Source organism: Malaciobacter mytili LMG 24559, assembly GCF_003346775.1.
Lineage (GTDB): Bacteria > Campylobacterota > Campylobacteria > Campylobacterales > Arcobacteraceae > Malaciobacter > Malaciobacter mytili.
This window is the reverse complement of sequence record NZ_CP031219.1, coordinates 2,746,665-2,772,602: the sequence shown is the minus strand read 5'-3', so window position 1 is coordinate 2,772,602 and position 25,938 is coordinate 2,746,665. Positions and strand designations below refer to the sequence as shown.

The 25,938-nt window shown below is 26.0% G+C and carries 23 protein-coding genes; 10 read left to right on the top strand and 13 right to left on the bottom strand.

The window, feature by feature from the left end; translation table 11 throughout:
* Positions 1 to 137: 137 nt before the first annotated feature.
* Complete coding sequence (locus AMYT_RS13385) at positions 138 to 1,265, bottom strand: Fic family protein (RefSeq protein ID WP_114843025.1); 1,128 nt, start codon at positions 1,263 to 1,265, stop codon at positions 138 to 140.
* A gap of 338 nt (positions 1,266 to 1,603) precedes the next feature.
* Positions 1,604 to 1,876, bottom strand: coding sequence for a metal/formaldehyde-sensitive transcriptional repressor (locus tag AMYT_RS13380; RefSeq protein ID WP_114843024.1), 273 nt, complete (start codon positions 1,874 to 1,876; stop codon positions 1,604 to 1,606).
* Between the two features lie 70 nt (positions 1,877 to 1,946).
* Between AMYT_RS13380 and dmeF the strand changes: the two genes are divergently transcribed.
* Positions 1,947 to 2,897: a CDF family Co(II)/Ni(II) efflux transporter DmeF gene (gene dmeF, locus AMYT_RS13375; protein WP_114843023.1), complete on the top strand. Its 951-nt coding sequence runs from the start codon at positions 1,947 to 1,949 to the stop codon at positions 2,895 to 2,897.
* A gap of 722 nt (positions 2,898 to 3,619) precedes the next feature.
* Here dmeF and AMYT_RS13370 read toward each other — a convergent pair.
* Entirely contained in the window at positions 3,620 to 4,600 is a 981-nt protein-coding gene (locus tag AMYT_RS13370) for an HNH endonuclease (protein ID WP_114843022.1), read from the bottom strand.
* The gene (locus tag AMYT_RS13365; RefSeq protein ID WP_114843021.1) at positions 4,600 to 6,390 is read right to left on the bottom strand and encodes an AAA family ATPase; all 1,791 of its coding nucleotides are present in this window, start codon (positions 6,388 to 6,390) and stop codon (positions 4,600 to 4,602) included. Before AMYT_RS13365 ends, AMYT_RS13370 begins: the two co-directional genes overlap by 1 nt.
* 269 nt (positions 6,391 to 6,659) lie before the next feature.
* Between AMYT_RS13365 and AMYT_RS13360 the strand changes: the two genes are divergently transcribed.
* The 5 genes from AMYT_RS13360 (at position 6,660) to AMYT_RS13340 (ending at position 11,251) form a co-directional block, all read left to right on the top strand.
* Positions 6,660 to 6,938 (top strand): hypothetical protein, encoded by a 279-nt coding sequence (locus AMYT_RS13360; RefSeq protein ID WP_114843020.1) that lies wholly within the window; start codon positions 6,660 to 6,662, stop codon positions 6,936 to 6,938.
* A gap of 201 nt (positions 6,939 to 7,139) precedes the next feature.
* On the top strand, positions 7,140 to 7,331 hold the full coding sequence (locus tag AMYT_RS13355) for a hypothetical protein (RefSeq protein ID WP_114843019.1): 192 nt from the start codon (positions 7,140 to 7,142) through the stop codon (positions 7,329 to 7,331).
* Complete coding sequence (locus tag AMYT_RS13350; RefSeq protein ID WP_114843018.1) at positions 7,318 to 9,048, top strand: Mu transposase C-terminal domain-containing protein; 1,731 nt, start codon at positions 7,318 to 7,320, stop codon at positions 9,046 to 9,048. Before AMYT_RS13355 ends, AMYT_RS13350 begins: the two co-directional genes overlap by 14 nt.
* Before the next feature lie 150 nt (positions 9,049 to 9,198).
* Entirely contained in the window at positions 9,199 to 10,068 is an 870-nt protein-coding gene (locus tag AMYT_RS13345) for a TniB family NTP-binding protein (protein WP_114843017.1), read from the top strand.
* Position 10,069: 1 nt separating this feature from the next.
* Positions 10,070 to 11,251 (top strand): TniQ family protein, encoded by a 1,182-nt coding sequence (locus tag AMYT_RS13340; RefSeq protein WP_114843016.1) that lies wholly within the window; start codon positions 10,070 to 10,072, stop codon positions 11,249 to 11,251.
* Positions 11,252 to 11,264: 13 nt separating this feature from the next.
* On the opposite strand, the gene AMYT_RS13335 is transcribed toward AMYT_RS13340, so the two are convergent.
* Genes AMYT_RS13335 through AMYT_RS13320 form a run of 4 tightly spaced genes read right to left on the bottom strand, consistent with a single transcriptional unit; the run spans position 11,265 to position 16,657 of the window.
* Positions 11,265 to 12,209 (bottom strand): hypothetical protein, encoded by a 945-nt coding sequence (locus tag AMYT_RS13335; protein ID WP_162919511.1) that lies wholly within the window; start codon positions 12,207 to 12,209, stop codon positions 11,265 to 11,267.
* A gap of 44 nt (positions 12,210 to 12,253) precedes the next feature.
* Positions 12,254 to 14,305, bottom strand: a complete 2,052-nt coding sequence (locus AMYT_RS13330; protein WP_114843014.1) for an ORC-CDC6 family AAA ATPase — start codon at positions 14,303 to 14,305, stop codon at positions 12,254 to 12,256.
* Positions 14,306 to 14,313: 8 nt separating this feature from the next.
* A complete protein-coding gene (locus tag AMYT_RS13325) occupies positions 14,314 to 15,288 on the bottom strand; it encodes a phosphoribosyltransferase-like protein (protein WP_129085749.1) in 975 nt (324 codons plus the stop codon).
* Complete coding sequence (locus tag AMYT_RS13320) at positions 15,275 to 16,657, bottom strand: DNA methyltransferase (RefSeq protein ID WP_114843012.1); 1,383 nt, start codon at positions 16,655 to 16,657, stop codon at positions 15,275 to 15,277. The genes AMYT_RS13325 and AMYT_RS13320 overlap by 14 nt, the downstream gene beginning before the upstream one ends.
* A gap of 144 nt (positions 16,658 to 16,801) precedes the next feature.
* Between AMYT_RS13320 and AMYT_RS13315 the strand changes: the two genes are divergently transcribed.
* Positions 16,802 to 17,578: an exodeoxyribonuclease III gene (locus AMYT_RS13315; RefSeq protein WP_114843011.1), complete on the top strand. Its 777-nt coding sequence runs from the start codon at positions 16,802 to 16,804 to the stop codon at positions 17,576 to 17,578.
* Positions 17,579 to 17,993: 415 nt separating this feature from the next.
* Here AMYT_RS13315 and AMYT_RS13310 read toward each other — a convergent pair whose 3' ends face one another.
* The 3 genes from AMYT_RS13310 to mnmG form a co-directional block, all read right to left on the bottom strand.
* Positions 17,994 to 18,749, bottom strand: coding sequence for a hypothetical protein (locus tag AMYT_RS13310; RefSeq protein ID WP_114843010.1), 756 nt, complete (start codon positions 18,747 to 18,749; stop codon positions 17,994 to 17,996).
* A 174-nt stretch (positions 18,750 to 18,923) separates the two neighbouring features.
* The gene (locus tag AMYT_RS13305) at positions 18,924 to 19,232 is read right to left on the bottom strand and encodes a hypothetical protein (RefSeq protein ID WP_114843009.1); all 309 of its coding nucleotides are present in this window, start codon (positions 19,230 to 19,232) and stop codon (positions 18,924 to 18,926) included.
* 69 nt (positions 19,233 to 19,301) lie between these two features.
* Positions 19,302 to 21,173, bottom strand: coding sequence for a tRNA uridine-5-carboxymethylaminomethyl(34) synthesis enzyme MnmG (mnmG, locus tag AMYT_RS13300; protein ID WP_114843008.1), 1,872 nt, complete (start codon positions 21,171 to 21,173; stop codon positions 19,302 to 19,304).
* Positions 21,174 to 21,390: 217 nt separating this feature from the next.
* Here mnmG and AMYT_RS13295 point away from each other — a divergent pair, with 217 nt between their 5' ends.
* The 3 genes from AMYT_RS13295 to AMYT_RS13285 are packed head-to-tail and all read left to right on the top strand — an operon-like array spanning position 21,391 to position 24,117.
* Positions 21,391 to 22,002 carry a riboflavin synthase gene (locus tag AMYT_RS13295; RefSeq protein WP_114843007.1) on the top strand — a complete coding sequence of 204 codons (612 nt, stop codon included), beginning with the start codon at positions 21,391 to 21,393 and terminating at the stop codon, positions 22,000 to 22,002.
* Positions 22,002 to 22,487 carry a gluconate 2-dehydrogenase subunit 3 family protein gene (locus tag AMYT_RS13290; protein WP_114843006.1) on the top strand — a complete coding sequence of 162 codons (486 nt, stop codon included), beginning with the start codon at positions 22,002 to 22,004 and terminating at the stop codon, positions 22,485 to 22,487. The genes AMYT_RS13295 and AMYT_RS13290 overlap by 1 nt, the downstream gene beginning before the upstream one ends.
* Positions 22,477 to 24,117, top strand: a complete 1,641-nt coding sequence (locus tag AMYT_RS13285; protein ID WP_114843005.1) for a GMC family oxidoreductase — start codon at positions 22,477 to 22,479, stop codon at positions 24,115 to 24,117. Before AMYT_RS13290 ends, AMYT_RS13285 begins: the two co-directional genes overlap by 11 nt.
* Here the strand turns inward: AMYT_RS13285 and mreC are convergent.
* Together mreC and AMYT_RS13275 are read right to left on the bottom strand one after the other, a co-directional pair.
* Complete coding sequence (gene mreC, locus AMYT_RS13280; RefSeq protein WP_114843004.1) at positions 24,110 to 24,916, bottom strand: rod shape-determining protein MreC; 807 nt, start codon at positions 24,914 to 24,916, stop codon at positions 24,110 to 24,112. The genes AMYT_RS13285 and mreC overlap by 8 nt on opposite strands.
* Entirely contained in the window at positions 24,909 to 25,937 is a 1,029-nt protein-coding gene (locus AMYT_RS13275; protein ID WP_114843003.1) for a rod shape-determining protein, read from the bottom strand. Before AMYT_RS13275 ends, mreC begins: the two co-directional genes overlap by 8 nt.
* Between the last annotated feature and the right edge of the window lies 1 nt (position 25,938).

Below are 25,938 nucleotides of genomic sequence, written 5' to 3'. Positions count from 1 at the left end.
TTTATTTAATATTTTATCTTGTGATAATAAAAGTTCTGTGTTAGATAGATGCATTTTATACTATCTGATAAATTTGTATTTTTGAACTTACACAGTTAGTTTGACAGTGTCTAATAGAACAAAAAAACTATAAATAGTTAATTACCTAACAAAATAGTATATTTTGTTCCTCTTCCTGAAGTTCCTTCAATTTGTTTAATACAATTCCACTCAAGTAATTGTTTTAAATCATTTGAAGCAGTTGATGTTGAAGCTTTAGTAATTGCTACATATTTTGATTTTGTAATACCTCCTTCATAGTTTTCAATTCCTATATCAAGAACTTTATTTAAAACCTTAATTTGTCTCGCATTTAAGTCTTTATCTTTGTGTAAATCCCAAAATTTTGTTTTTTCTATTATATATTGAATTCCTGCTCTTGATTCTTGTAATGATTTTAATAAAGTTTTTAAGAAATATTCTATCCACAAAGTAATATCTAGTGGATTATCTTTTTTTCTAAATCCTGTAGTTTTTTCAAGAACTTCATAATAATCTTTTTTTCTTTCATAACTAGTTTTTGAAATTGAATATATTTTTGAGTAATATGAATTTTCTACTCTTGCTAATACATATTCAGATATTGTTCTTGCGATTCTTCCATTTCCATCATCAAAAGGATGTATGATTAAAAACCATAAATGAGCAATAGCTGCCTTAATCAATCCATCTTCAGTTTTATTGAACCAGTCAAAAAAATCAACCATTTCATCAAAAAGTATATCAGGAGGAGGAGCTTGATAGTAAACTATTTCTTTAGGTCCACTTCCACTTACTGTCATTTCATTATCTCCTCTTAACTCACCTACATCAATTTTAGTTCCTTCATGATTTCTTCCTGTTGGAAATATTGCACTATGCCATTTTTTAAGTCTTTCAATATCTAACTCATCATTATAATTTGTGCAGGCATCAATTAAAATACTTACAAGACCATCAGTTACATAATCAGTATTTGTATATTCCTCTATACCTAGTTTTTTAGCAATAGATTTTCTAACACTATCTCTATTTAGAAACTCACCTTCTATTGCTGAACTACTAATAATTTCATCTGTTAATGTTTCAGCTAATTTTTCTTGTATCTTTTCTTTAGATGCAAATGAACAAAGAGTTGATAATGTGCCTTGTAAAAATATAATATCTTTTATTAGTGGATTAATATTTTTTACATCATATTCAAATGATGGGTAATTTTCAAATTCCCAAATCCATCTTTTATTCATAACTATTGCCTTTTTTATCTCATTATAATAGAATTTATACGAAAAATCAAATTTTACGTACAAATATTTGTGCGTAAATTAAATATTATCTTATAAATGAACTTTATTATTAAATGCAAAGGTAAAATATACCACTAGTGCAAAGTAAAAATGCACCACTTTATTAATAATTGTATCGTTAATTTTTTCGACATATTATCTTTTTGAACTCTTTGAAAATATACCATCATATTTCCAAGGTTTTATTATACGAGTTTATTTTATAGTCGCTCGTATATCCATATAATCTATCTTCCGTAATATATTATAATTATATAAAACTAAATAAAAGCAAACAGTTATTTTAGATAACTTTTTAAAAGTGTAGCTAAATTTTCTATTTCAATTTCTCTTTGTTCTTCACTAACATGATTTCCCAAATGCTCTTTTATATGTCCATCTAAAACTTCACTCATAAGTGATTGTATTGCTCCTCTGCTAGCACTTATCTGTTGTAATATTTTAAAACAATCTTTTTCATCTTCTAAAGATTTTTCTATACTATTTAACTGACCTTTTATTTTTTTAATTCTTAAAATCAGTTTCTCTTTATTTGCAATTGTATGTGCCATAATTCAACCTTTAAAATTTTCTAAGCTATACTGGGGTATAGTATCATAAATATTTTTAAAAAGGTATAAAATGCAAACAACAGCTATTTTAGAGAATCTTTCCCATTCTCACAGTTTTGATGATACAAATAGTATTGCAAAAAGAAACACTCTTTATGCAACAATTTTAACATTTGTAATGATGATTGCTGAAATTGCAGCTGGTATGATATTTAATTCTATGGCACTTCTTGCAGATGGTTGGCATATGAGTTCACATGCTTTAGCTTTAGGATTATCATTCTTTGCTTATGCAATGGCAAGTAAATATAAAAGTGACATTAGATTTAGTTTTGGAACATATAAAATTGAGATACTAGGAGCTTATACAAGTGCAATACTACTTTTAGTAGTTGCATTTTTTATGGCTTATCATTCAATTGAGAGATTTTTTAATCCAGTTGATATACATTATAAGGAAGCAATATTTGTAGCTGTATTGGGTCTTATTATAAATTTAATTTGTGCATGGCTTTTAAAAGATGACCATTCACATCATCACCATGGACATGAACATCACGACCACGAACACCACCATGGTCATCATCACCACGATATGAATTTAAAAGCTGCATATTTACATGTATTAGCTGATGCTTTAACTTCAATACTTGCAATAGTAGCTTTAATTGCAGGGATGCTTTGGGGTGCAGCATGGCTTGACCCAGTTATGGGTATAGTTGGTTCTGTATTAGTTTTTGTTTGGGCACTAGGACTTATTAAACAATCAGGAAAAGTTTTACTTGATGCTAGTATGGATGCACCTGTTGTTAGTGAAATTGTAGAAGTTATTGAAAACTCTAAAGTCGATGCTAAAATCACAGACTTTCATGTATGGCATGTAGGAAAAGGCAAATACTCTTGTATTCTTTGTTTAGATGTAAATGAGGATATTGATAGTGAATATTTTAAAAAAGAGTTACAAATTCATGAAGAGCTTGTTCATATAACAATAGAATTAAATAAAACTACCCAACCTTAAAGGTTGGATAGTTTTTCTATTTACTAAAAGTAATTAGTTCTAGTAACATTGCTATATAAATCAACAAACTTTATATATGTTTGTTGTTTTTCGACATCTGTAGATTTTTAAGATTTATATTTTTTCCGAACATTTTTTTCTTTATTTTTGACGCATCAATACTTTTTCAGCTTTTATTAATAGTTGGAATGACCCCAAAAATATAGATACAAATCAATTCAGAGAAAATTGTTTAATAGTTAAAGGAATTAAAAATGAGAAGAAGATAATATAGTGAAAGTTTAGAAGAGATGCAGTAAAACAAGTTGTTGAAAATGGATATGGAATTATGGAAAAATATACAAAGTGAAAATTTAAGCTAAAGGTGATTTATACAGTTTAATTTACAGGGGCATTTTTTGTAAAAGACTATTACCAAGATTTTCTTAATCAAGTATTAGTTTTAAAGGAAATAAAAATTTAAAAGTATCATCTGGATTATTAACCAAAAATTCAGGAATGATACTTTTCTTTTTTGACATATTAAAGTAAACTTCCATTATCAAAGTTTACTTTACATATCCTCATTTTTTATTGCTGTCATATTCATTAAAATTTGAGAATGGATTTTTCATATGACACCTACCTTATATTAGATTGTACAATACAATTGGTTAAATTTCTGTATATTAATGTGTACATTAAAAAGTGAGAATAAACTATAGTCATTTGTTTTCTTAAAATTAAAAATATTTTTGTATATCATAAGTTAATTTACTTAATGGTCTTTTATTGAATTCATTTACATCACTATAGTTACAGAAAACTATTCTATATGCTTCCCTTTTACTAATTCCAAAATTTTTATAACTATCTCTTAATACATTTGGAAAGTTTCTATTTTTCCAGATAACTTCTGCAACTACATCTTTATGTACTTGGTATAAATCATCTAAATGAAACATTTTATTGTTAGCTATAATTTCTTTTTGAAATGTTATTTTATCAATACCTTTTTCTATATTATTTAAACTTGTAGAAAGTATATTTATATTTTTAGCTATATATTTAAACTTAAAATCATCATTATTTTCCGATATTTCATATGGTGAATAAAGTCCTTTTGGAAAATTATTTGATTTAAGTCCATTACAATTTCTACAAGAGGGAATAAGATTATAAAAACTAACTGCAAAATATGGATAATGACTTTTAGGGTAGAAATGATCTAATTCTGGTCTTATACCTTTATTACTATTTGTTCCTGAAAATGATATATAATTAATATTACAGTATGGGCAAACCTTAATATCTAACTTTCTAAGCATTTTATATGCTATTTTTTCACTTATAATACTTTCATAACCATAAGTTACGAATATCTTTTCTAGTATTGTATATATAAACTTTCGTTTTTTACCTTTAGGAGCATTTTCATTATAGGATTTAATCTTTTTCCATACTTTTGTATATTTAACTTCAATTATATTTTGAATTTTTTTTAGTTTATTTATATCACCCTTTACAATCGTTTTCAATCTTTTTTGGATAAAACTTATAAACTCTAAATCATCTTTGTTTTTTACCTTTTTAGCTTCTCTTTCAATTTTCTTTTTTAGACCATCAATATTTGTAGTCACATCCCATTTATCTTTATCTTGTGATAATACTACAAAATTATAATAATCTATATCTATATTACTGAGAATTTCAATATTTATCATTATTTACTCTCTATATCATATTTCATTTCTAGAGAAACTCTTAAAATCTTTTCACCTAAATTGCTAATTAATTCTTTTTCATTAGTTGTTATAGCATCATCTTTTTCAAGTATATTCTTTATCTTATCTTCAATATATCCACCAATAAACTTATCTAAGAAAAAGTCATTGTTCAAATTCTCAAATAAATTTTGTGCTAATGTTTGTGAAGTAATATTTTTAACACTTGTTTTATTATCTTTTCTATCTAACACTATTACATTTTCTTTTGGTATATCACTTAGCATTAAATTTGAATGAGTATTAATAATTATATGAAAATTGAAATCTTCAAATTGTTCTAAAAATATAGACAACCATTTGATGTAATTTCTTTGCCATTCATAGTGTAATCTTATATCTGGTTCATCAAGTAATATTAACACATCTTTTTTATAACTATCCCTGTCTTTTTTAAATTTTTCAATACCTTCTAAAATATAATTAAATGTTTTAAAAAGTTGTTGATGACCACTAGATAATATAGGATAAAAGTCATAAGAAAGATAAATCTGTCCTAATGTAAATATTTGTTTAAATGAATCTACACTTGAAATTAAGTTCCTCATATATTTTTGATTCTCTAATCTATTAATTATTATTGAATTATCAATTACTTTATGATAAGTATTTTGTAGAGCAAGAATAATGTCTTTTAAAATTAAAAATTCTCCAAATGGATTAAACCTAATATCAATAGCATCATCAAAGTACAAATTATCTAAATCTCCAAAATTTATGTCTTTGATTTTAGAAATAATGTCAACTTTTAATAGAGTATCACTAAATACTAGTATATCTGATGTATAAAATAAGTACTTATCTATTAAATAAAATATATAAAATGATTCTATTTTCTGAAAAATTGATAATTCAGATGAAAGTTTAATTGAATCATAATAATCTAACAAAGTTTCTGAAAGCTCTATCAAAAAATCTTTTATTTTTTCACTACTTTCATTTATCACTTTTTTGAACTTATATTCATAATAATTTTTAGGAGGAATGTCAAATTTGAAGTATACATATTGTGGTAATTCTATATCATTATTTTCTATACTTTTAAAATATTTATAGTTTAATAAAAAACTTTGAATAAAATCATTTTTAGAATAATTTAATATTGATTCATACATATTGGAATTCATAAAAGAATTATTTTCGAATGCTTGTTGCCTATCTAATAAAAATGTTGTTATATCTTTCTTTTTTATATTATCAGATATTTTTATTCTCTCTCTTGACATTTCATAGTTAGTTTCTATATTTTCTAAACTTCCAAAATCTGAATTAATACTTAAAATTCTCAAGTTGTCTATGTATTCTCTATATTCTATATCAAGGTTTATTTTATTTATTGATTCTATCCTAGATACATAAATTTCATTTTGCCCATTTATTTCAAAACCATAAAATAAGAACTTATCTTCATCTAAAAAAATTGCAATAAATTTATCTCTTATCTTTTCTTTTCTACTTTTCATATCAAGTGATATGTTTATACCATTATAAAGCATTTCAAATATAGAACTTTTACCACTTCCATTTTTACCAACAATCATAGAATAGTATTGATTTTCTTTATAATAAGTATCAATATAGTTAGTTTTTTCTAATATTTCAAATTCTAGTTTATCTTTTCCATCATATTTAAATCTATATTTATGATGAAAATTAAGTTCTAAGCTGTTTAGTAAATTATTATCATTAATACTTCTATATTTATCTATCCATTGATATATTAATTGCATTAAATTTTTCCTTAAATAATTATTGAGATACTATGCTCTTTTATATGCCTGGAAGCTATTTATAGTTCTTTCAGTTTTTGATTTATCAAGACAATTGATTATATCTCTTTTTTATTCTTAGTAATTATTGTATCTAGTTTATACACAATCTCATCATAAAAAATAAATTTTTATTAATACATTATAAATTAATAATACGAAGAAATATTTTAATATTTATATAAAAGACTATTTATACTATAATTTATTAAAATTACTTTGGATAAATTATGTATGATGATGCAATAACTTTTGGACAAAGACAAATTAAAAAAAGCTATTGTTCCGTAACTGGACATTTCCCAAGTGTTAAAAATAATAGATCTATTGAATTTGACTCTTCACTTGAAAAGACACTTTTTCTTTATCTAGAATTTGATAATACTGTAGAAACTTACCGAGAACAACCCCGAATAATGATAATTAAAAATGGTAAACCCCAAAAGTATGATGTAGATTGCTTTGTTAAAAGATACAAAAAAACAAATCTAAAAGATGCACTTATTTAAGTTAAATACTTAAGTGAATTTGAAAAGAATAAAGATACTTATGAAAAAAAATTTAATGTAGCAAAAATAAGATGTGAGGGAATAGGGGTAGATTTTAAATTTCTTACAGAACTTAATTTTAATGATATTTATATATCAAATATTGATTTTTTATATAGATTTATTCTTCATCCATCTGAAGATAAGTATGATGATATTATATTGGATAAATTAAAAGATAAAAAAATATCAGCATTTGAACTTACAAATTTAATAATGAAATCTCCAGTTGAGTATCAAAGAGTTTCAAATAATATTTGGAAACTTGTGGCTCAAAATATTTTAAAAACTGATTTAGAAAATGAAAAGGTCACGATGAAATCTATTGTGGAGATAAATAATGGGAGTAATTAAATTTAATATAAACTCAAAAATATTTTATGAAGATAATGAATATATAATAAAAAGTTTTCCTTCTGCTGATAAAGTTTTATTAAAACAGAGTATTAATCCTTATAAAGAAGTTATTGTAAAAGTAAATGATTTAACAAAAGAATTTAAAAATGCAAATGAACCTGAAAAATCACAAGTAGAATATGGAGATAAAGATCTAGATAAAGCAAAAGAAAAGTATGAAATAATTAAACCTTTACTTGAAATGAAGAATAGAACAGCTAAAGATGTAGAAAAACGAGCTAAAAAATTTAAAAAAGGTATGGCAACTCTTTATAGATGGATTGAAACTTTTGAAAAGTTTGGCACAGTTAGTTCCCTTGCTGGAAATAGAGAAAATTGTGGAGCTAAAGGAAAATCTAGATTTCCTCAAGAAACAGAAGAAATTATAAATACAATAATTAATGAAGTATATTTAGATGACCAGCAATTACCATTTTCAAATATTTACAATGTAATAGCTAATGAATGTAAAAAATTTAATGTTCAGATTTCTAAAAAAGGAGCAATCAGAAATCGGCTTAATAATATTAATCCTAAATTAATTGCAAAACATAGAAAAAATCTTAGTGTAAGAGAAACTAGAGGAATGCCTGGAAAGTTTCCTGAAGTAAAACTACCTCTAGATATTATACAAATAGATCATACTAAAGTTGATGTAATTTTAGTTGATGAAGAAACAAGAGAAGAAATAGGAAGACCATTTATTACTGTTGCTATTAGTAGAATGATTTATGGTTTTTATATTTCATTAAATGCTCCTAGTTATTTTAGTGTGGGACAATGTTTTTTAAATGCAGTATTACCAAAAGATGATTTTTTGAATCAACATGGTATAAAAGGAGAGTGGCCAGTTTATGGTTTACCTCGTAAAATTCATATGGACAATGGAAAAGATTTTAGGTCGATAAGCTTACATAGTTTTTGTAGTGAATTTGCTATTGAGGATATTTATCGTCCAGTAGCACGTCCTGAATTTGGTGGTGCAGTTGAACGTGTTATAGGCACTTTTATGAAAAAAACACATCAATTACCAGGAAGTACTTTTTCAAATATATTTGAAAAAGGTAAATATAAATCTGGTAAAAAAGCAGCTGTAACAGTTTCTGAATTAGAAAAGTGGTATATTGATTTTATAGTAAATGTATATCATAAAACTGTACATAGTTCTTTAGGTATGACACCTGAAGAAAAATTTTATCAAGGTTTACTTGGAGTTAGAGATGAGAAAGAAATACCATTTTTACCAATAGTACCTGCTGATACTATAAAATTCAGAATGTCATTATTACCAAAAATAAAAAGAAGTGTTCAAAAAAATGGGATAACTATTGATTACATTACTTATTTTTCAGAAACTCTTAGAAAATATATAATTCCATCTCAATATAAAAAATTAAAACCTGATTTGATAAATGAAGTTGAGTGTAGAAGAGACCCAAGAGATATTAGTAAAATCTATGTTTATGATGAAGATATTAAAGAATATATTATTATCCCATATGCAGATATAAGAAGACCAGCTATGGATTTAACAGAATTAAGAAGATCTATAAGTGAAGCAAAAAAAGCTATCACTGGTAGAGAACTTGAACCTCATGATATTTTTGAAGCACATGAAAGATTAAATCAATATATTTTAGATGCTAAAAAAGAAACTAAGTCTGTTAGAAGATAAAAAAGTACAAAAAAACATCAAGAAAAAACAATGGAATATGAATCAAAAGTACTAGATGTGACTCCCAAATCTCAATCAAAATTAAATTTAGAAAAACAATTTAATGAAGAAGATGATAGTGATTATGAAATTTACCCAATAGGTTAATTTATGAATGATAGAAATTTAACACCTGACGCTTTTGAATATTTAAGTAAAAGTGATGAAGAAAGAATTATATATTGTAAAAAAGACCATTGGATTGGATATGGTTCAGCTGCAAAACTTGTAGAGATTTTAGAAGATAAATTTTTAGACCCACCTCAAATGAGACATGAGGGATTACTTATTTATGGGGATTCAAATAATGGCAAAACAGTAATTTTAAAAAGGATGTACGATTTACATAAAGTAAAATTAGAAGCAATTGAAAAAGGGAATATTACTACTTATGAAATTCCAATACTATATTTCCAAGCTCCAACAATTCCTGATGAGAGTAGGTTATATAGTCTTATCTTAGATGAATTATGTGTTCCTCACAAAAGAATTGAAAAGGTTTCAATAAAAGCAAATTTAGTGAAGCATTATCTGTGTAAGTTAGGTACTAGAATGATACTTATCGATGAAATACATAGTTCTTTAACAGGGAATCTAAATAAACAAAGAACCTTTATTGATGATTTAAAACAGCTAAGTAATAGTTTGTCTTTGACTATAATTTTAGCTGGTACTAGAATTGCTCATTCAGCTTTATCTATTGGTGCTGAAACAGAATCTAGATTCCCTTCAATTGAATTACCTCGATGGAATAATGATAGAAAATATAGGTCCTTTTTAGCAACATATGAAAGATGTTTACCTTTAAAAGAAGCTTCAAATCTAGCAGAAGATCCAGAGATTATGAGTGCTCTTTTTCATAAATCAGAAGGTTTAATAGGTAAGACTGTAAATTTAATAAAAAAAGCAGCTGTTAAAGCTATAAAGTCTAAAAGAGAATATATTATTGTTGATGATATAGAATACTTACCAAAGTTATAAAATGGCTACTCAAAAAAGAAATAGAGATTGGGTTCAAGACTATTTCTTTTTATTTATACCTAAAGTTCAAGATAAAGAATTATTAAGTTCTTGGTTTATCAGAATGGCAATAGAACATCAAAGAAACTTATCTACTTTTATTAGTTTATTTATTCGTCATGAAGGTTGTGCAACATCTAGAACGGATTTAGATTTTTTATATGACGAAAAATTGATTAATCAGATCTCTTTTAAAAGTGGATTATCTCTAAAACAAATTTTGCAAATGTCTTTAAGAAGTGAAGAGGGATATTTATTCACTTGTGAAGAAAATAGTTTATATCCAACTTTTCAAATTAGAAAATTAGTAGATAAGAGAACTCATAATGGTTTAATGTATTGTCCTAAGTGTTTAGCTGAAGATAATATTCCTTACTTTAGAAAGAAATGGAGATACAGTTTCTATAATGCCTGTCCCAAACATAAAATATTTTTGACTGATAGATGTTGGAAATGTTATGAAAAAATTAATTTATCCAAAATCAGACATTTTAAGGAATTATGTTTTTGTTTTAAATGTGAAAGAGATTTGAGAGAAACAATATCTTTGCCAATACCATCAAATTTTCTTTATGGATTAAAAGCAATTGACTGGTTTGAAAATGGATTAAATAAAGGCTATTTTTTTATCAATAAAAAAAAGATAAATTCAGTATTTGTATTTGATAGTTTTACAAAGCTAAGATATCTTCTCAATAGAAAAGAAAAATTGAATTTAAATGAATTTCCAATGATTGAGGAATATAAAGATATTTGTATCAAACTTAATGAGTATAATTCAAAGAAAGCCTTATCAATAAAAAAAGAGTTTATATTAACTTTAATGGTTTATTTTCTTTTCCAAAACTATCCAAAAAACTTTGTAAATTTTGCTTATCAAAATAACTTAACACATAGAGAATTTGTTCATGGTTTCAATAACTTTTCATTTTGGTACAAGAATATGATAGATGAACTTATTCCAATGAAAAATAAAACAGGAAGAGTTATTAGTGAAAGTGAAGTTATTGGTGCAATAAAATATTTACAAGAAAAAGGAGAGATTGTAAACCAATTAAATGTTGCAGAAGTTATAGGATGCCATTCCATGATCCATAAGGAATACAATAAAATGTATAAAGTAATTAAAAATATAAAAGAATAAATAAAGTGTATTTCTAATTACTTAAATTTAAAATATTAAAATCTAAATTATATATATTAATTCGAGATATCTCCTTCCCTGCTGAGGATGAATATGATTCTGTAAAAGGATATATAACTTTAATTTTAATATTATGCTCTTTTTCTAATTTAACTTTTTCTGCCATTAAAAAAAGAAGTAATCCAAGAGCTTGTGGTTTTGTAGCTAATGGTGCTATATATAAGTTAGTTATTTTATTTTTTTGAGTATACTCTTGAATATACGTTGAAATCACATTGGCTGTTTCAAAAGGATTATTTGCAGGAGAAAATAATGGATTAAAACTATGAAAATCATTTTTTATATTTTCAATATTTAAAAGGTTTTCTTGGAGCATATCTGGCATTAATGGTGGGGAACCTAAAAGTAACTTTTTTTGTTTAATACTACTATATCTTTCAATTACTGAAGAAATTAAATTAATGTCATACCCCGCATTTATTATTAGCATGTCTTTTGAAGTATCAGGATTTGAAGAATTAAAAAAATTAATTGCACGTACAGATAAAATCTGTGATGAAAATTTAGTTTTTTCTTTATCTTTATAATATTTAGGTTCACTATATATTATATCGATGTTTTTAAAGTTATTTTCTTTAAATAAACGTATCAATGAAAAAATATAAGGTTTTATAAAACCTGTAATATCGATACATATTTTTTTATCAATATATTTATCTAATGAATAATTTGTAAAAAAGTTATTTGTAAATGTAGATTCTAAGTATGTATTATCTATTGATATAGTCTCTGTAAAATTTTCTTCGGAAGGTATAGAGGTTAAATGATAATCTGGAAAAATTAACCATACCTTTTTTATTGAATCAACTTTATCATAAACACTTCTGACCATTGTCTCTTCTGTGTAACCAGAAATAAATAAATCATAATTTTTTGAATTTGAAGAAAAATCATCCAATGTTTTATATGTATCATGATAATACAAATTATAAGAATTAAGAATCATTTTTCTATACCTATTACCGTATCAAATAAACTATTTGAAGTTTTATCTTTAAATGGATAGTTATATCTAGACAATCGTATATCTCTATATCTTTCCCAAGATTTTTTATCTTCATCAAATAAAGCATGTATTTCTTCTTTTTTTAATTCAATGGTACCACCTATTTGAAGAGGTAAATCCCATTTAGGTGAAAACATTGCATTAATACTATATTGTTTTATAATAGAATGTTCATTTTTAGTTTTTTTACCTGAAGATTGCTCAATAAAGATTGAATGTTTTACTGCATCATCAATTATTTTTAATATATCTTTGTTAATACTATTAATATCAAAAGAAAAAGAAATTAAAGTTTTTTCTACTGGTTTATCTGAGATTCTATGTAAACGGAAAAAATGACATAATCTTTCAAGAACAAAGAAAATTTTATTATCAATTAAATTTTTATATTTATGAATATCATTCCAGAACCACTCAGATGTTTCTCTCATAGCTTTATTTTGTAAAGTAATTGGTATTTCATCTCCTTCAAACATATTAATATTTTTAAAGGTACAGTGTCTATGTAAATTACTTAGAATAGTTAAATAATTTCTAGGATTCGCTTCAGACATATTAATTATAGAATCAAAACCACAATAATTGTATAAATTTTTAGTATCTTTATATACTTGATAAAGCATATCAACTCCATGATGATCTATCTGTGTTTGATGAAAATTTTTTTTATTATTTAAAAGATTTTGAAGGGATTTCTGAATTTCTGTACTTCTTTTAATTAAATCAGGAGATTTATACCAGCTTTTATACAATAATAAAAAGTTCAATTTTGATAAAAATAAGTTTTCTTTAATAAAAAGTTTCTTTATTATGTTATGAATTTGAGTTTTAACAAAACCTTCCTGTTCTAAGTAAGAAATTAGTTTTTTTGAAAATACTTCATTGTCTTTTTGCGATGAGTTTAATATATTATAAAAATAGTTTTCTCTATCTAAGTCTTTAAATAATTTTAAAAAATCATTAGATTCAAGGTCTGTTTTTATATTTTCTCTTATTCTATTGATAGCAAGCTGTGAGGCATAGTTTGTAAAACCCGACCGATTGTTTGAAGATAATACTTTATCTAAAATAGATGTTTTTTTTTCGGCTCCTTCCATAAGAGGTTCATTGTCATCGAAAGTTTCATCTGTTTTAATGGAATATAATCTACCACAAATACGAATAGAAAGATAATCTGGATATTCAGGATGCCTTAAACATGTATTGATGTATTTTTGTTGGTATTCATCAAAGTTTTCAAATTCATCAATCATAAATAATATATGTATGTCTTTCAGATCAATAGTATTTGAGAAGGTATATTTAATTACTTTCTGGAAAAAACTTGGAGCAGGATTAAATAAAAATTTGTAATTTGGTGTATATGCTTTATTTGCCTTTGACATTAAAATTTCTTCTTCAAGATTCATTCTAGTATCTGTGATGAATTCTAAAAATTTTTGAAGGTTAGAAATATTAATTATATTTTCTCTAAATCTTGGAAAGAATAATGGGGCTAGTTGAGCAAGTAGTTTTTTTTCATGTTCTTTATCATTAATACATTCAAATAGTTTATTACAGTGAACAAAAAAAACCTCTATAAATACTAGATTTGAATAATAAATATACACAGAATTAGAATCTCCATCATTTTGGAACATTTGAAATTCAAAGGAACTAGAAGTAAATAAAATACCTAGATATTGGTCTTTTTTAATTTGTTCTAAAAGACTTATATGGTTATCTTCAGCATCTTTTTCTTGAAGTTCAAGTGAGAAATACCGTAATAAATGAGTTTTCCCACTACCTTTACTACCTAGAATGAAAATAGGTAGAGATAGTCTTGGATTCATTATATAGTGATAATTCTGGATTTCTAATTCTGTGTTATCAACTTCTTCTTGTTCGGTTGATATAATAGTTTGATTATTAATATCTGTCCAATAAGAAAGGATTTCTTCATTGCTCATATAAGATGCTTTTGTATTTTCAAAGGGATTTTTAATCATATAATTACCTATTTTTTATTATATCTTTTAAAGATAGCATTCCATTTTGAATCTTCCCAAAATAATGGTAGTGTATTATCTGGAGTATTATGTGAAAAAGCTAACATTAATTGTGTATTAGAATAGCCTAATGAGTTTTCTTCTATAAAATTTAGATTTTTTGCATACTTCTTAAATATATATTTTGACATAAGTCTACCAATATACTTATGTTTTTTTACATTTGAAAAATATCTACTTTTTTGTGAATAAACTTGATAGCTTTCATCAAGCTCAAATAATGGATTTACATATATTTGATGAAAAGTTGACTTTTTTATTTTTTCAATTGCTATACTAGTTGAAAATATAGGTAGATATGATATTTGTATATGTTTGTTTTCTATTTTTAGATTTAAAATCTTATGTTTTGTTACAAAGTCACAAACTTGTGTACCGCTCCCTGCTAAGTCATCAATTAAAATATAATGTTCAATTTCTGGAAAATTTAAATTTCCAGAAGAATTATATAAATCTGAAGCTAGTATAACTTGTTCTTCTGATATATCTGTTGCTTGTCTAAAAAGATATGAAATCATCGCACCACTACCAGATATTTTTCCAATTGGAATAAATTTTATTAAAGAAAGTTTTGTATTCAAGTTTTCTTGAATAAAAGTTAAATCAATAGTATTTTCATTATTTCTTCTAATACTATCAATTATAGGTTTAACAATAAGATCTTTATAAATTGATTGAAGAAAATTTCTAATAGTTTTATCATTAAAGAACATAAATTGACTTAGTAAAAACATTGCATTATGCAATTCTATTTTAGAATCTTTTACTTGTCCATTAAAGTTTGATTGCCAATCTTGTAATCTCTCACTTACCTCACTACCATTCCATAAGAAACTTTGAGATAAGATTTTAATTTTTGATTCTAAATAATGATATTCTTTTTCGTATTTTACTTCTTCAGATTCATCTTCAAAATAGTTCATTATTAAACCTCTTTTTAAATACAACAATATATTCTCTTGAAATAACACTTGCAGTTTTATTCCTTTTTGTCATTAATCCCCGAGACTTAATATCATCAATTAGTACAAGTTCTGTTTTAAATCCAATTGATTCTGCAATTTCTATCAAGTATTTATATGTTAAGAATTCATAACCAGCAATGGTATTATTTCCTATAACCATAACAAAATACCCATTAGTTTTAAGTAGTTTAAAGGATTTTTGTAAGGTTTGTTTCATTTCTATTAAGTACATATATGTAATATATGCACGTAGTTTATTCTTTTTGAATATTTTCAATAAAATATTATCTATACTATTAAAACCTATAACATGAAACTGTTTGTATACTGAAGGTGAGAAATATTCTCTCCCTATAGATTGTTTATCCAAAGATGCTAAATCTTTGTCATGGAGTTCTAGCCATTGTAAACTCAAACTAGAGGCTCTAATATATTTTTGAGCACTAACATAAGGAGGAGAAGTCAAAATCATTTGAATAGTATTAGCTTGAATTTTAGCTTCATGAATAGATTTTATATCTGTATTAAAAATTGAAACTTTACTGTTATTAAGCATTGTCGAGTTTTGGTAGTTTCTTAATCTAAGAATGTTCTTCTTTGCTTGTTCAACAAAGTATTCATATATTTTATTTCTTTTAATAAAGTCGAGATGTTTTGCAGCAGCTTCTCTTAAAGAGTGACCCTCGGGAAATTTTTCTTCATTTATCTTAACAGGTACAGAAATTCTAGGGTCAGAGTAGCTATACTTTCTGCAGCAAATCGAAAATACTACTTGAAAAAATTCTTTGATTTCTGTTTCTTCAATATTATCTATAATATATTTTATTTTAGATAATTTTCTGATAGTTTCTTTATTATACCAATGATTAATATTGGCAATATTAGGAATATAAAACTTTTTCTTAGAAGATTGATATTCTTTAAAAAGTTGTTGTATCTCTTCTAGTTTAATTTCTAATGATTTAATACTTTGTTTAGAAGTTTTTGTTTTTGCAATTAAAGCAGCTAAGGGATTGACATCTACTCCTATAGCATTTCTATTTGCAATAGAGGCTTCAAGAGGTACAGTTCCTGTTCCACAGAAGGTATCTAATATAGTATCACCTTCTTTTGAAAAAATATCATTGTTTAGAAAGAGATAAGGAATTTGTTGTAATAATTTAGCCGGATAAGCATGAATAAAGTGAGTATGTCTATCCATATTTGTAATTTGTGTAACTAATTTTCTAAAATTTACTATTTGTGGAGTAGGGTCTTTTTTATAATTGTCTATTAAATTTAATAAAAAATCATTAAAAAAAATGCTTCCCTGATATTTCTTATTCATCTATACTACCTTTTGATGTATAAATATATCAAAAGAAAGCTGCTAGTTAGATAAAAGTATAAGCTAAAAATTAGTATTTATTGATATTATTGATTTTAACTCTTACTTTGAAAAAAATATAACTTAATAAAGGTATGTGAATCTGTGAAAATTTTATCTTGGAATGTAAATGGACTAAGAGCTATAGAAAAGAAGAAAGCCTTAAATTGGGTAGATTTATATAGACCAAATATTTTATGTCTCCAAGAAACAAAATTATCTATACCGGACTTTGAGCATTCTTGTCTATTTCAAAAAAAATTTAAAAATATAATTTCAAATATTAGTGTAAATAAAGGCTTTTCAGGCACAACAATTTATGCCGATTTTATTTGTGATAAAAAGGATTTTTGTTTTCAAATAGATTCAAATTATGAAGGAAGAATAATTGAACAACATTTTGGAAAGGTAGTATTGTTTAATGTCTATTTCCCAAATGGTAAATTAAATGAGGAAAGATTAAAAATCAAACTTAGTTTTTATGAAAACTTTTTATATTATTGCTTAAACTTAAAAGAAGAAGGAAAACTTATAATTATTTGTGGAGATTTTAATACTGCCCATAAAGATATAGATTTAAAGAAAACAAAAATATATAGCAAGTCTGGATTTTCAGATATTGAAAGAGAGTATTTTAGTCAATTTCTTGAGAATGGTTTTATTGATACTTTTAGATATATTAATGGTGATGTAGAGGATGCATATTCTCTTTTCCCTTATCGTTCAAAAGCTAGAGAAAAAAATGAAGGTTGGAGAATAGATTATATATTGATTTCAGAAGACTTAAAATCGAAACTAAAAGATGCCTTTATTTTAAAAGATGTCTTAGGTTCAGACCATTGTCCCATTGGAATAGAAATTGATTTAAGTGAATATTTTTAGCTTGGCTTTCAATTGATTGATAGTTTTCCTATTAATGCAGCTAGCCATTTGCTAAGTTGTTCTATTGTTAAGTTCTCATCCCTTTCGTGATTTTTTGTAATGAATTTTATGGGAGATTTATTATATATAGCCTTTAAATCTTTGATTGATAAATTGTCTTTTAAATAAAATGAAATAAAGCTATTAAATATATGCTCGGAAATATAATTTTCTCTTGAAATTATTACCCAAGTAGCAGCTTCTGATGAAGGATTGTTTTCAAGTTCTAATAGTCCTACATATATTTCTTCATATTGAAATGTTGCAATAAGATATTGTTTTTGTCTCTTTCTTATTTTACATCGTTTATTTATATCTTCTGTATCTTTTATTTTAACTTCTGGTAAATACTGAACTTCTGAAATATTAAATTTTTTTATAAGAGGTTTCTTTCTTCATTCTCTTTTTCAAACTCGCTTGATATGATAATCTTACTTATATTCTTTTCACCTTTATTAGATGATTCTGTTAAGCTCTGGTCTATAGATTCATTATTTTGTTGTTCTTGATATATTTTTAGTATATCGATTAAAGTATCTTTTGTAATAGTTTCATACTCAATTTCAATTCTATTTAAACTACCACAACTTTTCTTTTTATCTTTTCTATGATGAGTTTGAGTATACTTTTTATTTGCAGGTTTACCTTTAAGTATTTCCGTAATATTTCCAGGTATTTCTTTATCTACTTTAGGAAGATTTTCAAATTCATCTATTGTAGTTATTGTTTTATTTTGTTCAATAATTTTAGTAAATTTATCAAAACTAATATCAGAATAGTCATTTAGTATTTCATGTATAAAATAGTATTTTTCCTTACTTTCTTCATTAGTTAGAATACTACATCTAGTTTCTATTTTGAACTTTTCTTTTATAGGGAAATTTGCTTTTATTGGGATATTTTCAATCTCTTTATCAATATCAAGATTTCTTATATAGCTTAAATAGTTGTTTATGTATTTACCTATATTATCAAACTTTTTCTGTGCAATTTCATTACAAGCATATCTATGTATAAAAGCTGCGTCTTCATCATTTCTAGGTATTGATAAGACAATTTTTGCATCATTTCTATCGGGAGTACACATTACATATAGGTCTTCAAGATTACAGTCTAAGGCAGCTTCTCTCATTTCCGAAAATCTAAAGTAGTAATATATAGCAATTGCAAAATCAGGAATAATGATTTTATTCCCATTTTGTTCTATAAGATAACAGTTAATGTATTTTGATTCATTTAAGAATTTTCTTTTCCAACCACTAATAGAAACAATACTTTTTTCATCAAGAAGTTCATGAAGTTTATACTAATTATTTTTAGAGATATTTGTAGTATCGATTATAAAATCTTTTTCAAAGATTGTTTTATTTTGATAGTAGTTATTTTGTTGACCATTACTAAAAGATTTTTCTAAAGGGAAATGAGTAAATAATAATTCTGGAGATAAATCATATGTAAATAGCTCATTTTGAGTCATATTTTTAATAATGACTTTAAAATGGCTATTTCCATACTTATCCTCATCCAAGTTAAGTTTAAGAGGTAAAAGTAGTCTAAATGTATCATATGGGTTTTCAGCCATAAAATCTGGAATGATACTTTTACCTCGTACCATTTTATTTTAAAACTCCATTCTCAAATTTTAATGTACACATTATCAATTTTTAATGTCCATTCTCATTTTTTATTGTTTTTGAGATTTCACATTTATATACATATGTAAAATATCAATTGCAGCTGGTGTTACTCCTGAAATTTCACTTGCATTAAATAGCGTTGGTGGTTTAAATTTTTGAAGCTTTTCAATTACTTCATTTGATAATCCAGAGATTTTTGAATAATCAAAATCTTCAGGAATTTTCATTTTTAACATTTTTTGCATTTTTTCAATTTGTTTTTGTTGTTTAGAAATATATCTATAATATTTAGCTTCAATAATAATTTGTTCTTTTAGATATTCATCTACATCTTTTAAAGAAGGAACTAGTTCATCAAATTTAGTTGCATCAATAGTGCTTCTTCCAACTAAGTCAATTAGTAAAGCTCTATCTTTAATTCTCTCTTCACCTAATCTATCAAGAAGCTCTAAATTCTCTTTTTTAGAAGTAAACCATTCCTTTGCCATAAACTCAACTGCATCATTAATAACTTTTCTTTTATATTCAACATTAGCCATTGTTTCATCATCAATTAATCCTAACTCATGACCATATTTACTTAGTCTTAAATCAGCACTTTCTTCTCTTAAAAGAAGTCTATATTCAGCTCTACTTGTAAACATTCTATATGGTTCATTAGTTCCTTTAGTAACTAAATCATCAATTAAAACTCCAATATAAGCTTCATCTCTTCTTAATACAAATGGTTCTTTATTATCAATTGCCAATGCAGCATTAATTCCTGCGATTAATCCTTGCGAAGCCGCTTCTTCATATCCTGTTGTTGCATTGATTTGTCCAGCTAGATATAAGTTATTGATTTTTTTAGTCTCTAAAGTATGTTTTAATTCTGTTGGATCAACATAATCATACTCAATAGCATATCCATATCTAATAATTTTTGCATTTTCTAAACCTTTGATTGAGTGAATCATCTCTTTTTGTACATCAATAGGTAAAGAAGTACTAAGTCCATTTATATAATACTCTGTACACATTGCAGTTTGTGGTTCTAAAAATAGTTGGTGTCTATCTCTTTCGCTAAATCTATTTACTTTATCTTCAATACTTGGACAGTATCTTGGTCCTAAACCTTGAATTTGTCCTGTAAAAAGTGGGGCTCTATCAAAGTTTGATGTAATTGTATGATGAGTTCCCGTATTTGTATATGTTATATAACATGGAAACTGTTTTGGATTAAACTCTTTTTTATTTGTTCTAAATGAAAAAGGAGTAGGCTTTTCATCTCCTCCATGCGCTTCCATTACTGAAAAATCAATAGAGTTTGCATCAATTCTTGAAGGAGTCCCTGTTTTTAATCTTCCTACATTTAATCCTAGTTCTTTTAATTGAATTGATAGAGTAGTTGAGGGTAATTCCCATGCTCTTCCAGCTTCATATTTATTTTCACCAATATGAATAAGACCTCTCATAAAAGTACCTGTTGTAAGAATTACTTTTTTTGCTTTAAACTCTTCTGTTAGTTTAGTTTTAACTCCACAAACATTCCCTTGCTCATCTAAAATTAGAGATTTTACTTCATCTTGATATACTTCTAAATTAGTAGTATTATGACAAACTTTTCTCATATACTCTCTATATTTATCCATATCTATTTGTGCTCTACTACCTTGTACTGCTGCACCTTTACTAGCATTTAATATTCTAAATTGAATACCAGTTGAATCTGTACAAAGCCCCATTTCACCACCAATAGCATCAAGTTCTCTAACAAGATGCCCTTTGGCTAATCCTCCAATTGCTGGGTTACATGAAGCTGCACCAATTTGTTCTACAAGCATAGTAATTAGAAGAGTTTTTTTCCCCATTCTAGCACTTGCTAATGAAGCTTCAATTCCAGCGTGTCCGCCTCCAACGACGATTATGTCATAGTTCATTTTATCTCCATAAAAATATTATGTATGTTATATTTTAAAAACAGGCCATTTAAAAGATAAGCTTTTCTGTTTTTTAAAAAAGTCTTTAAGAAAGGAAGCATTTAGTATAGTAAATAATATTAAAATTTGCTTCTCAATAATTTTTCGGTATGATACCAAAAAATTGAAATTATTCCAAATATTTTGGACATTATCAAATTATTGTTGAAGGATTTATGTGTTTACAGGATTAATTAGAGAATTGGCAGAAGTTTTAAGTTTTAATAATAATTTTTTAACATTAAAAGCCAAATATAAACCAAAGATTGGAGATTCTATTGCTGTAAATGGAGCATGTTTAACAGTTGTAAGAGTTTCTACAGGAACTTTTACTGTTGAGTTATCTTTAGAATCTCAAAAAATCCTTGCTATGGAAAATTATAGAGGTAAAGTTCATATTGAACCTGCAATGATGATGAAAGATAGATTTGAAGGACACATAGTTCAAGGACATGTGGATTGTCTTGGAATAGTAACTTCAATAAAACAAAATGGAAATTCAACAGACTATATAATCTCTTTACCAAAAGAATATTCAAAATATATAATACCAAAAGGTAGTGTTACAATAGATGGAGTATCCTTAACAGTAAATGAAGTTTTTACAAATAGTTTTAGGCTTACAATTATTCCTCATACAATAGAAAATACAATTTTTAAAAGATATAAAGTTGGAACAAGAGTAAATTTAGAAACCGATATGTTTGCAAGATATATTTATAATATGTTTAAAAATAAAGAAAATAAATTATCTTGGGATGAAGTTGATAATATAATGGCAAGATACTAATGAAAAGAAGAGATTTTTTAGTTACAAGTGCACTTCTTGCCACGACTACTTTATTAAATGCAAAAGAAGATAACCTTCCTTGGATTATAATAGAAGAGGTCTTTGAAGTTTTGTTTCCTAAAACTAATAATATGCCTAGTTCAAAAGAGTTTGGGGCTTTAAACTATTTATATCAAAACTCTAAAGAAAAGAGTTTTGATAAAAGTGATTTAGAATATTTGCTTCAAGGAGCACTTGATTTTAACTCTTCTTTTCCTTTATTTTTAAAAGCTTCAAAAAAACAAAAAGAAGAAATTATTCAAGAAGTAAGTTTAAATAGTTATGGTGAAAGTTGGTTATCTCTACTTATTTATTATGGTATTGAAGCAATGCTTAGTGATCCAATTTATGGTGGTAATAAAAATGAAATAGGATATAAAGCTTTGAATTTTCAAGCAGGAAATCCAAAACCAAAAGTAAAATATGGGAAAATAAATGGTTTATGATATTTGTATAATTGGAAGTGGAGCAGGTGCTGGACCTATTGCTTATGAACTTACAAAAGAGGGTAAAAAAGTACTTATTTTAGAAAAAGGCTCTATATATAATGAAAAAGATTTTTCAAAAGATGAAATAGCCTTTGTTAGAAGAAATATAATTACACCTTCTTTACAAGAACAATATCATACTATTGAAGAGTTTGTAGATAATAAATGGATGAAATTTCCCACTTATGAGACTGGTTGGAGTTGGTGGAATGGGAATATTTTAGGAGGCTCTTCAAATTTTATGAGTGGTTATTTTCATAGATTAAAACCCAAAGATTTTAGGCTTAAAAGTGAATATGGAAAATTGGAAGGTTCAAATATTGAAGATTGGCCTATTACTTATGATGATTTAGAAAAATATTATACAAAAGTAGAAGAAGTAGTGGGAGTTTCTGGTGAAGTTACCAACTATAAGCATCATGAGCCAAGAAGTAAAAAACAGTATGCATATAAACCACTAGAAGAACATCCAATTACAAAGCTTTTTGATAAGGCCTGCAAAGAGTTAAATTATACTTCATATAAAGTTCCAAGAGCAATTTTAAGCCAAGCTAAAGATCATAGAAATGCTTGTTATTATTCAAATTTTTGTGGAAGTTATGGTTGTAGTAGTGGTGCAAAAGGAAGCTCTAGAGCTTCCCTTTTAGTTCAAGCTTTAAAAACAGGAAATTTAATTATAAAATCAAACTGTTTTGTATATAAGTTAGATAGTACAAAAACAGAAGTTACAAAGGCTTATTATTTTACAAAAGAGGGTACTAAAAAAAGTATTCAAGCAAAGCTATTTGTAGTTGCAGCACAAGCTGTAGAGACTTCAAGACTTTTATTAAATTCAAAAAATCAATATTTTGTTAATGGACTTGCAAATAGTTCAAAGCAAGTTGGTAAAAATATGATTTTTACAGGTGGTGGTATTGGAAGTGCAGAGTTTGATAAAACAAATTTAGAGTATAAAGAGCTTTTTACTCAAGGTCTTTTTGTAAATAGGGCTTTAAAAGATTGGTATTATACAAAAGAGTTTAAAGGTGGAACAATAGATTTTCTTTTTGAACATGCAAATCCAATAAGAAAAGCAAATTTATATAAAAAAGATGAGCAAGGCAAATTACTTTTTGGAAAAGCTTTACAAGAAAATATTTATAATAATTTTACAAAAAAAAGAGTTTTAAATTTTGAAATTTTTACTGATTGGACTCCAAATGATAACTGTTTTGTAAGTGTTGATGAGAAGTATAAAGATAAATATGGAATTCCTGTTGCTAATATAAGAATAGGTGCCCATCCTCAAGACTTAAAAGTTGCAAATTTTTTAGCACAAAAAGGAAAAGATGTTTTAGAGCAAATGGGTGCAAAAAATATTAAATTAGAGATGAGTTCTTTACCTTCTTCAAATTTACAAGCAGGAGGGTGTAGATTTGGAAACAATCCTAAAACTTCTGTTTTAAATAAATATTGTCAAAGTCATGATTTAAAAAATCTTTTTATAACAGATGGAAGTTTTATGCCAACAGGAGGAAGTGTACCTCACACTTGGACAATATATGCAAATTCATTTAGAGTTGCTGATTATATAAAAACAATTATTTAGGTTGTTGTTTTTCTTCTTGTGTTTCAACTTTTATATTTTTGGGTATTTCTGCTTTTGTTTCATAAAGGTAAAAAAATCTCTCTTTTAAAACCTGTGCATAAGGGGCAATAACTGCCTCTTGCATATCAGCCATTTTATTTATAGAGATTACTTTTCCTACTTTTAAACCTTTAAAGAATATATTATCCATTCCTGAAGTTATAACTTCATCTCCTATTTTTATATCTATCCAAATAGGAATATACTTTGCAACTATATATTTACTTTTTCTATAATCATGAATAATTCCCGGAGCACTATTCTCTCCAATAAAAACTGCATAATTTGCTTTTTCATTTCCATTTAATAAAGCTAAAGCTTTATCATCTTTTTTTACTACTATTCCTGCTGCAAAGTTATTATAAATAAGTCCAGCAATTTTAGTATCTTCTTTTTTTAAATCTAACCATACTCTTGTTAAGTCATCAAATTCAACATAAGAAAGAGCTTTTACTAAAGTTACAGACTCTTGTATTGTTTGTAAAGAAGATTTTTTTTGGATTTCATTTAGTTGAGTTTTTTGATCAATATATAAAGTTTTGTATTTTAATAATTCTTCATTTTCTTTTTTTAATATGGAAATATTTTTTGCTTGATTAAAATATTTTTCTGTAAAGTTAGTTATGCTTATAACTTTTTCAATATAAAATTCTTTGATTTTATTAAAAAAAGTAAAATTTGTACTCATAAGTTTGTTTACATCTAAGATGTATAACAAACTTACTATTAAAAAAAGAATAAAGAAGATTAGTTTATTCATTAGTGATAAGTTTTAAAAGCTCCGCTTGATTTAAGACATTACTTGTACCATAAGCAACTGCTAATAAAGGCTCATCAGCAACTTTTACAGGTAATTTAATAATATCTGCTAAATATGTGTCTAGACCTCTAATTAAAGCTCCTCCACCAGTTAAAATAACTCCATTATCAACAATATCACTTGCTAAATCAGGTGGCATATCTTCTAATACACTCTTCACTGCTGAAACAATTTCTCTTAAAGGTTCTTTTATTGCAGTTCTAACTCCTTCACTTCCTAACTCAATAGTTGAAAGCAATCCAGAGTTATCTCTTCCTTTTACTTTGATTTTTAACTCTTTTTCAAGTTTTATAGCAGTTCCTATTTCTATTTTAATACTTTCTGCTGTTCTTTCACCAATATATAGATTATAGTTTTGTCTTACATAATCCATAATTGCTTTATCAAATCTATCTCCTGCAACTTTAATAGATTTACATAATACTAGTCCACCAAGTGAAGTAACTCCAATTTCAGTTGTCCCTCCACCAATATCTACAACAACATAACCAGAAGGATCAGATACAGGAATACCTGCACCAATTGCTGCTGCCATTGGTTCTTCTACAAGAAATACTTCTCTTGCTCCTGCACTCATAGCTGATTCTTTTACTGCTTTTTTCTCAACTTGAGTAATACCAAAAGGAATGCAAATAATGATTCTAGGTCTAATAAATGATTTTCTTGAGTGAGCTTTTTCAATGAAATATCTAATCATTCTTTCAGTCATCTCAAAGTCAGCTATTACACCATCTTTCATAGGCCTTACAGCTTGAATATTAAGTGGAGTTTTACCTATCATCTGTTTTGCTTCTTGCCCAACAGCTAATATTTTATCTCTTCCATATCTATCATGCTGAACTGCAACAACAGAAGGTTCATTAATTATGATACCTTTCCCTCTAATAGAAACAACAGTATTTGCTGTTCCTAAATCAATCGCCATATCATTCGAAAATAGACCTATTAATTTATTTAACATT

Excerpts from the sequence above, each read along its gene's own strand:
- AMYT_RS13385 (WP_114843025.1), bottom strand. The coding sequence starts at position 1,265 with ATGAATAAAAGATGGATTTGGGAATTTGAAAATTACCCATCATTTGAA.
- AMYT_RS13380 (WP_114843024.1), bottom strand. The coding sequence starts at position 1,876 with ATGGCACATACAATTGCAAATAAAGAGAAACTGATTTTAAGAATTAAA.
- dmeF (WP_114843023.1), top strand. The coding sequence starts at position 1,947 with ATGCAAACAACAGCTATTTTAGAGAATCTTTCCCATTCTCACAGTTTT.
- AMYT_RS13370 (WP_114843022.1), bottom strand. The coding sequence starts at position 4,600 with ATGATAAATATTGAAATTCTCAGTAATATAGATATAGATTATTATAAT.
- AMYT_RS13365 (WP_114843021.1), bottom strand. The coding sequence starts at position 6,390 with ATGCAATTAATATATCAATGGATAGATAAATATAGAAGTATTAATGAT.
- AMYT_RS13360 (WP_114843020.1), top strand. The coding sequence starts at position 6,660 with ATGTATGATGATGCAATAACTTTTGGACAAAGACAAATTAAAAAAAGC.
- AMYT_RS13350 (WP_114843018.1), top strand. The coding sequence starts at position 7,318 with ATGGGAGTAATTAAATTTAATATAAACTCAAAAATATTTTATGAAGAT.
- AMYT_RS13345 (WP_114843017.1), top strand. The coding sequence starts at position 9,199 with ATGAATGATAGAAATTTAACACCTGACGCTTTTGAATATTTAAGTAAA.
- AMYT_RS13340 (WP_114843016.1), top strand. The coding sequence starts at position 10,070 with ATGGCTACTCAAAAAAGAAATAGAGATTGGGTTCAAGACTATTTCTTT.
- AMYT_RS13330 (WP_114843014.1), bottom strand. The coding sequence starts at position 14,305 with ATGATTAAAAATCCCTTTGAAAATACAAAAGCATCTTATATGAGCAAT.
- AMYT_RS13325 (WP_129085749.1), bottom strand. The coding sequence starts at position 15,288 with ATGAACTATTTTGAAGATGAATCTGAAGAAGTAAAATACGAAAAAGAA.
- AMYT_RS13320 (WP_114843012.1), bottom strand. The coding sequence starts at position 16,657 with ATGAATAAGAAATATCAGGGAAGCATTTTTTTTAATGATTTTTTATTA.
- AMYT_RS13310 (WP_114843010.1), bottom strand. The coding sequence starts at position 18,749 with ATGAGAGAAGCTGCCTTAGACTGTAATCTTGAAGACCTATATGTAATG.
- AMYT_RS13305 (WP_114843009.1), bottom strand. The coding sequence starts at position 19,232 with ATGGTACGAGGTAAAAGTATCATTCCAGATTTTATGGCTGAAAACCCA.
- mnmG (WP_114843008.1), bottom strand. The coding sequence starts at position 21,173 with ATGAACTATGACATAATCGTCGTTGGAGGCGGACACGCTGGAATTGAA.
- AMYT_RS13290 (WP_114843006.1), top strand. The coding sequence starts at position 22,002 with ATGAAAAGAAGAGATTTTTTAGTTACAAGTGCACTTCTTGCCACGACT.
- AMYT_RS13285 (WP_114843005.1), top strand. The coding sequence starts at position 22,477 with ATGGTTTATGATATTTGTATAATTGGAAGTGGAGCAGGTGCTGGACCT.
- mreC (WP_114843004.1), bottom strand. The coding sequence starts at position 24,916 with ATGAATAAACTAATCTTCTTTATTCTTTTTTTAATAGTAAGTTTGTTA.
- AMYT_RS13275 (WP_114843003.1), bottom strand. The coding sequence starts at position 25,937 with ATGTTAAATAAATTAATAGGTCTATTTTCGAATGATATGGCGATTGAT.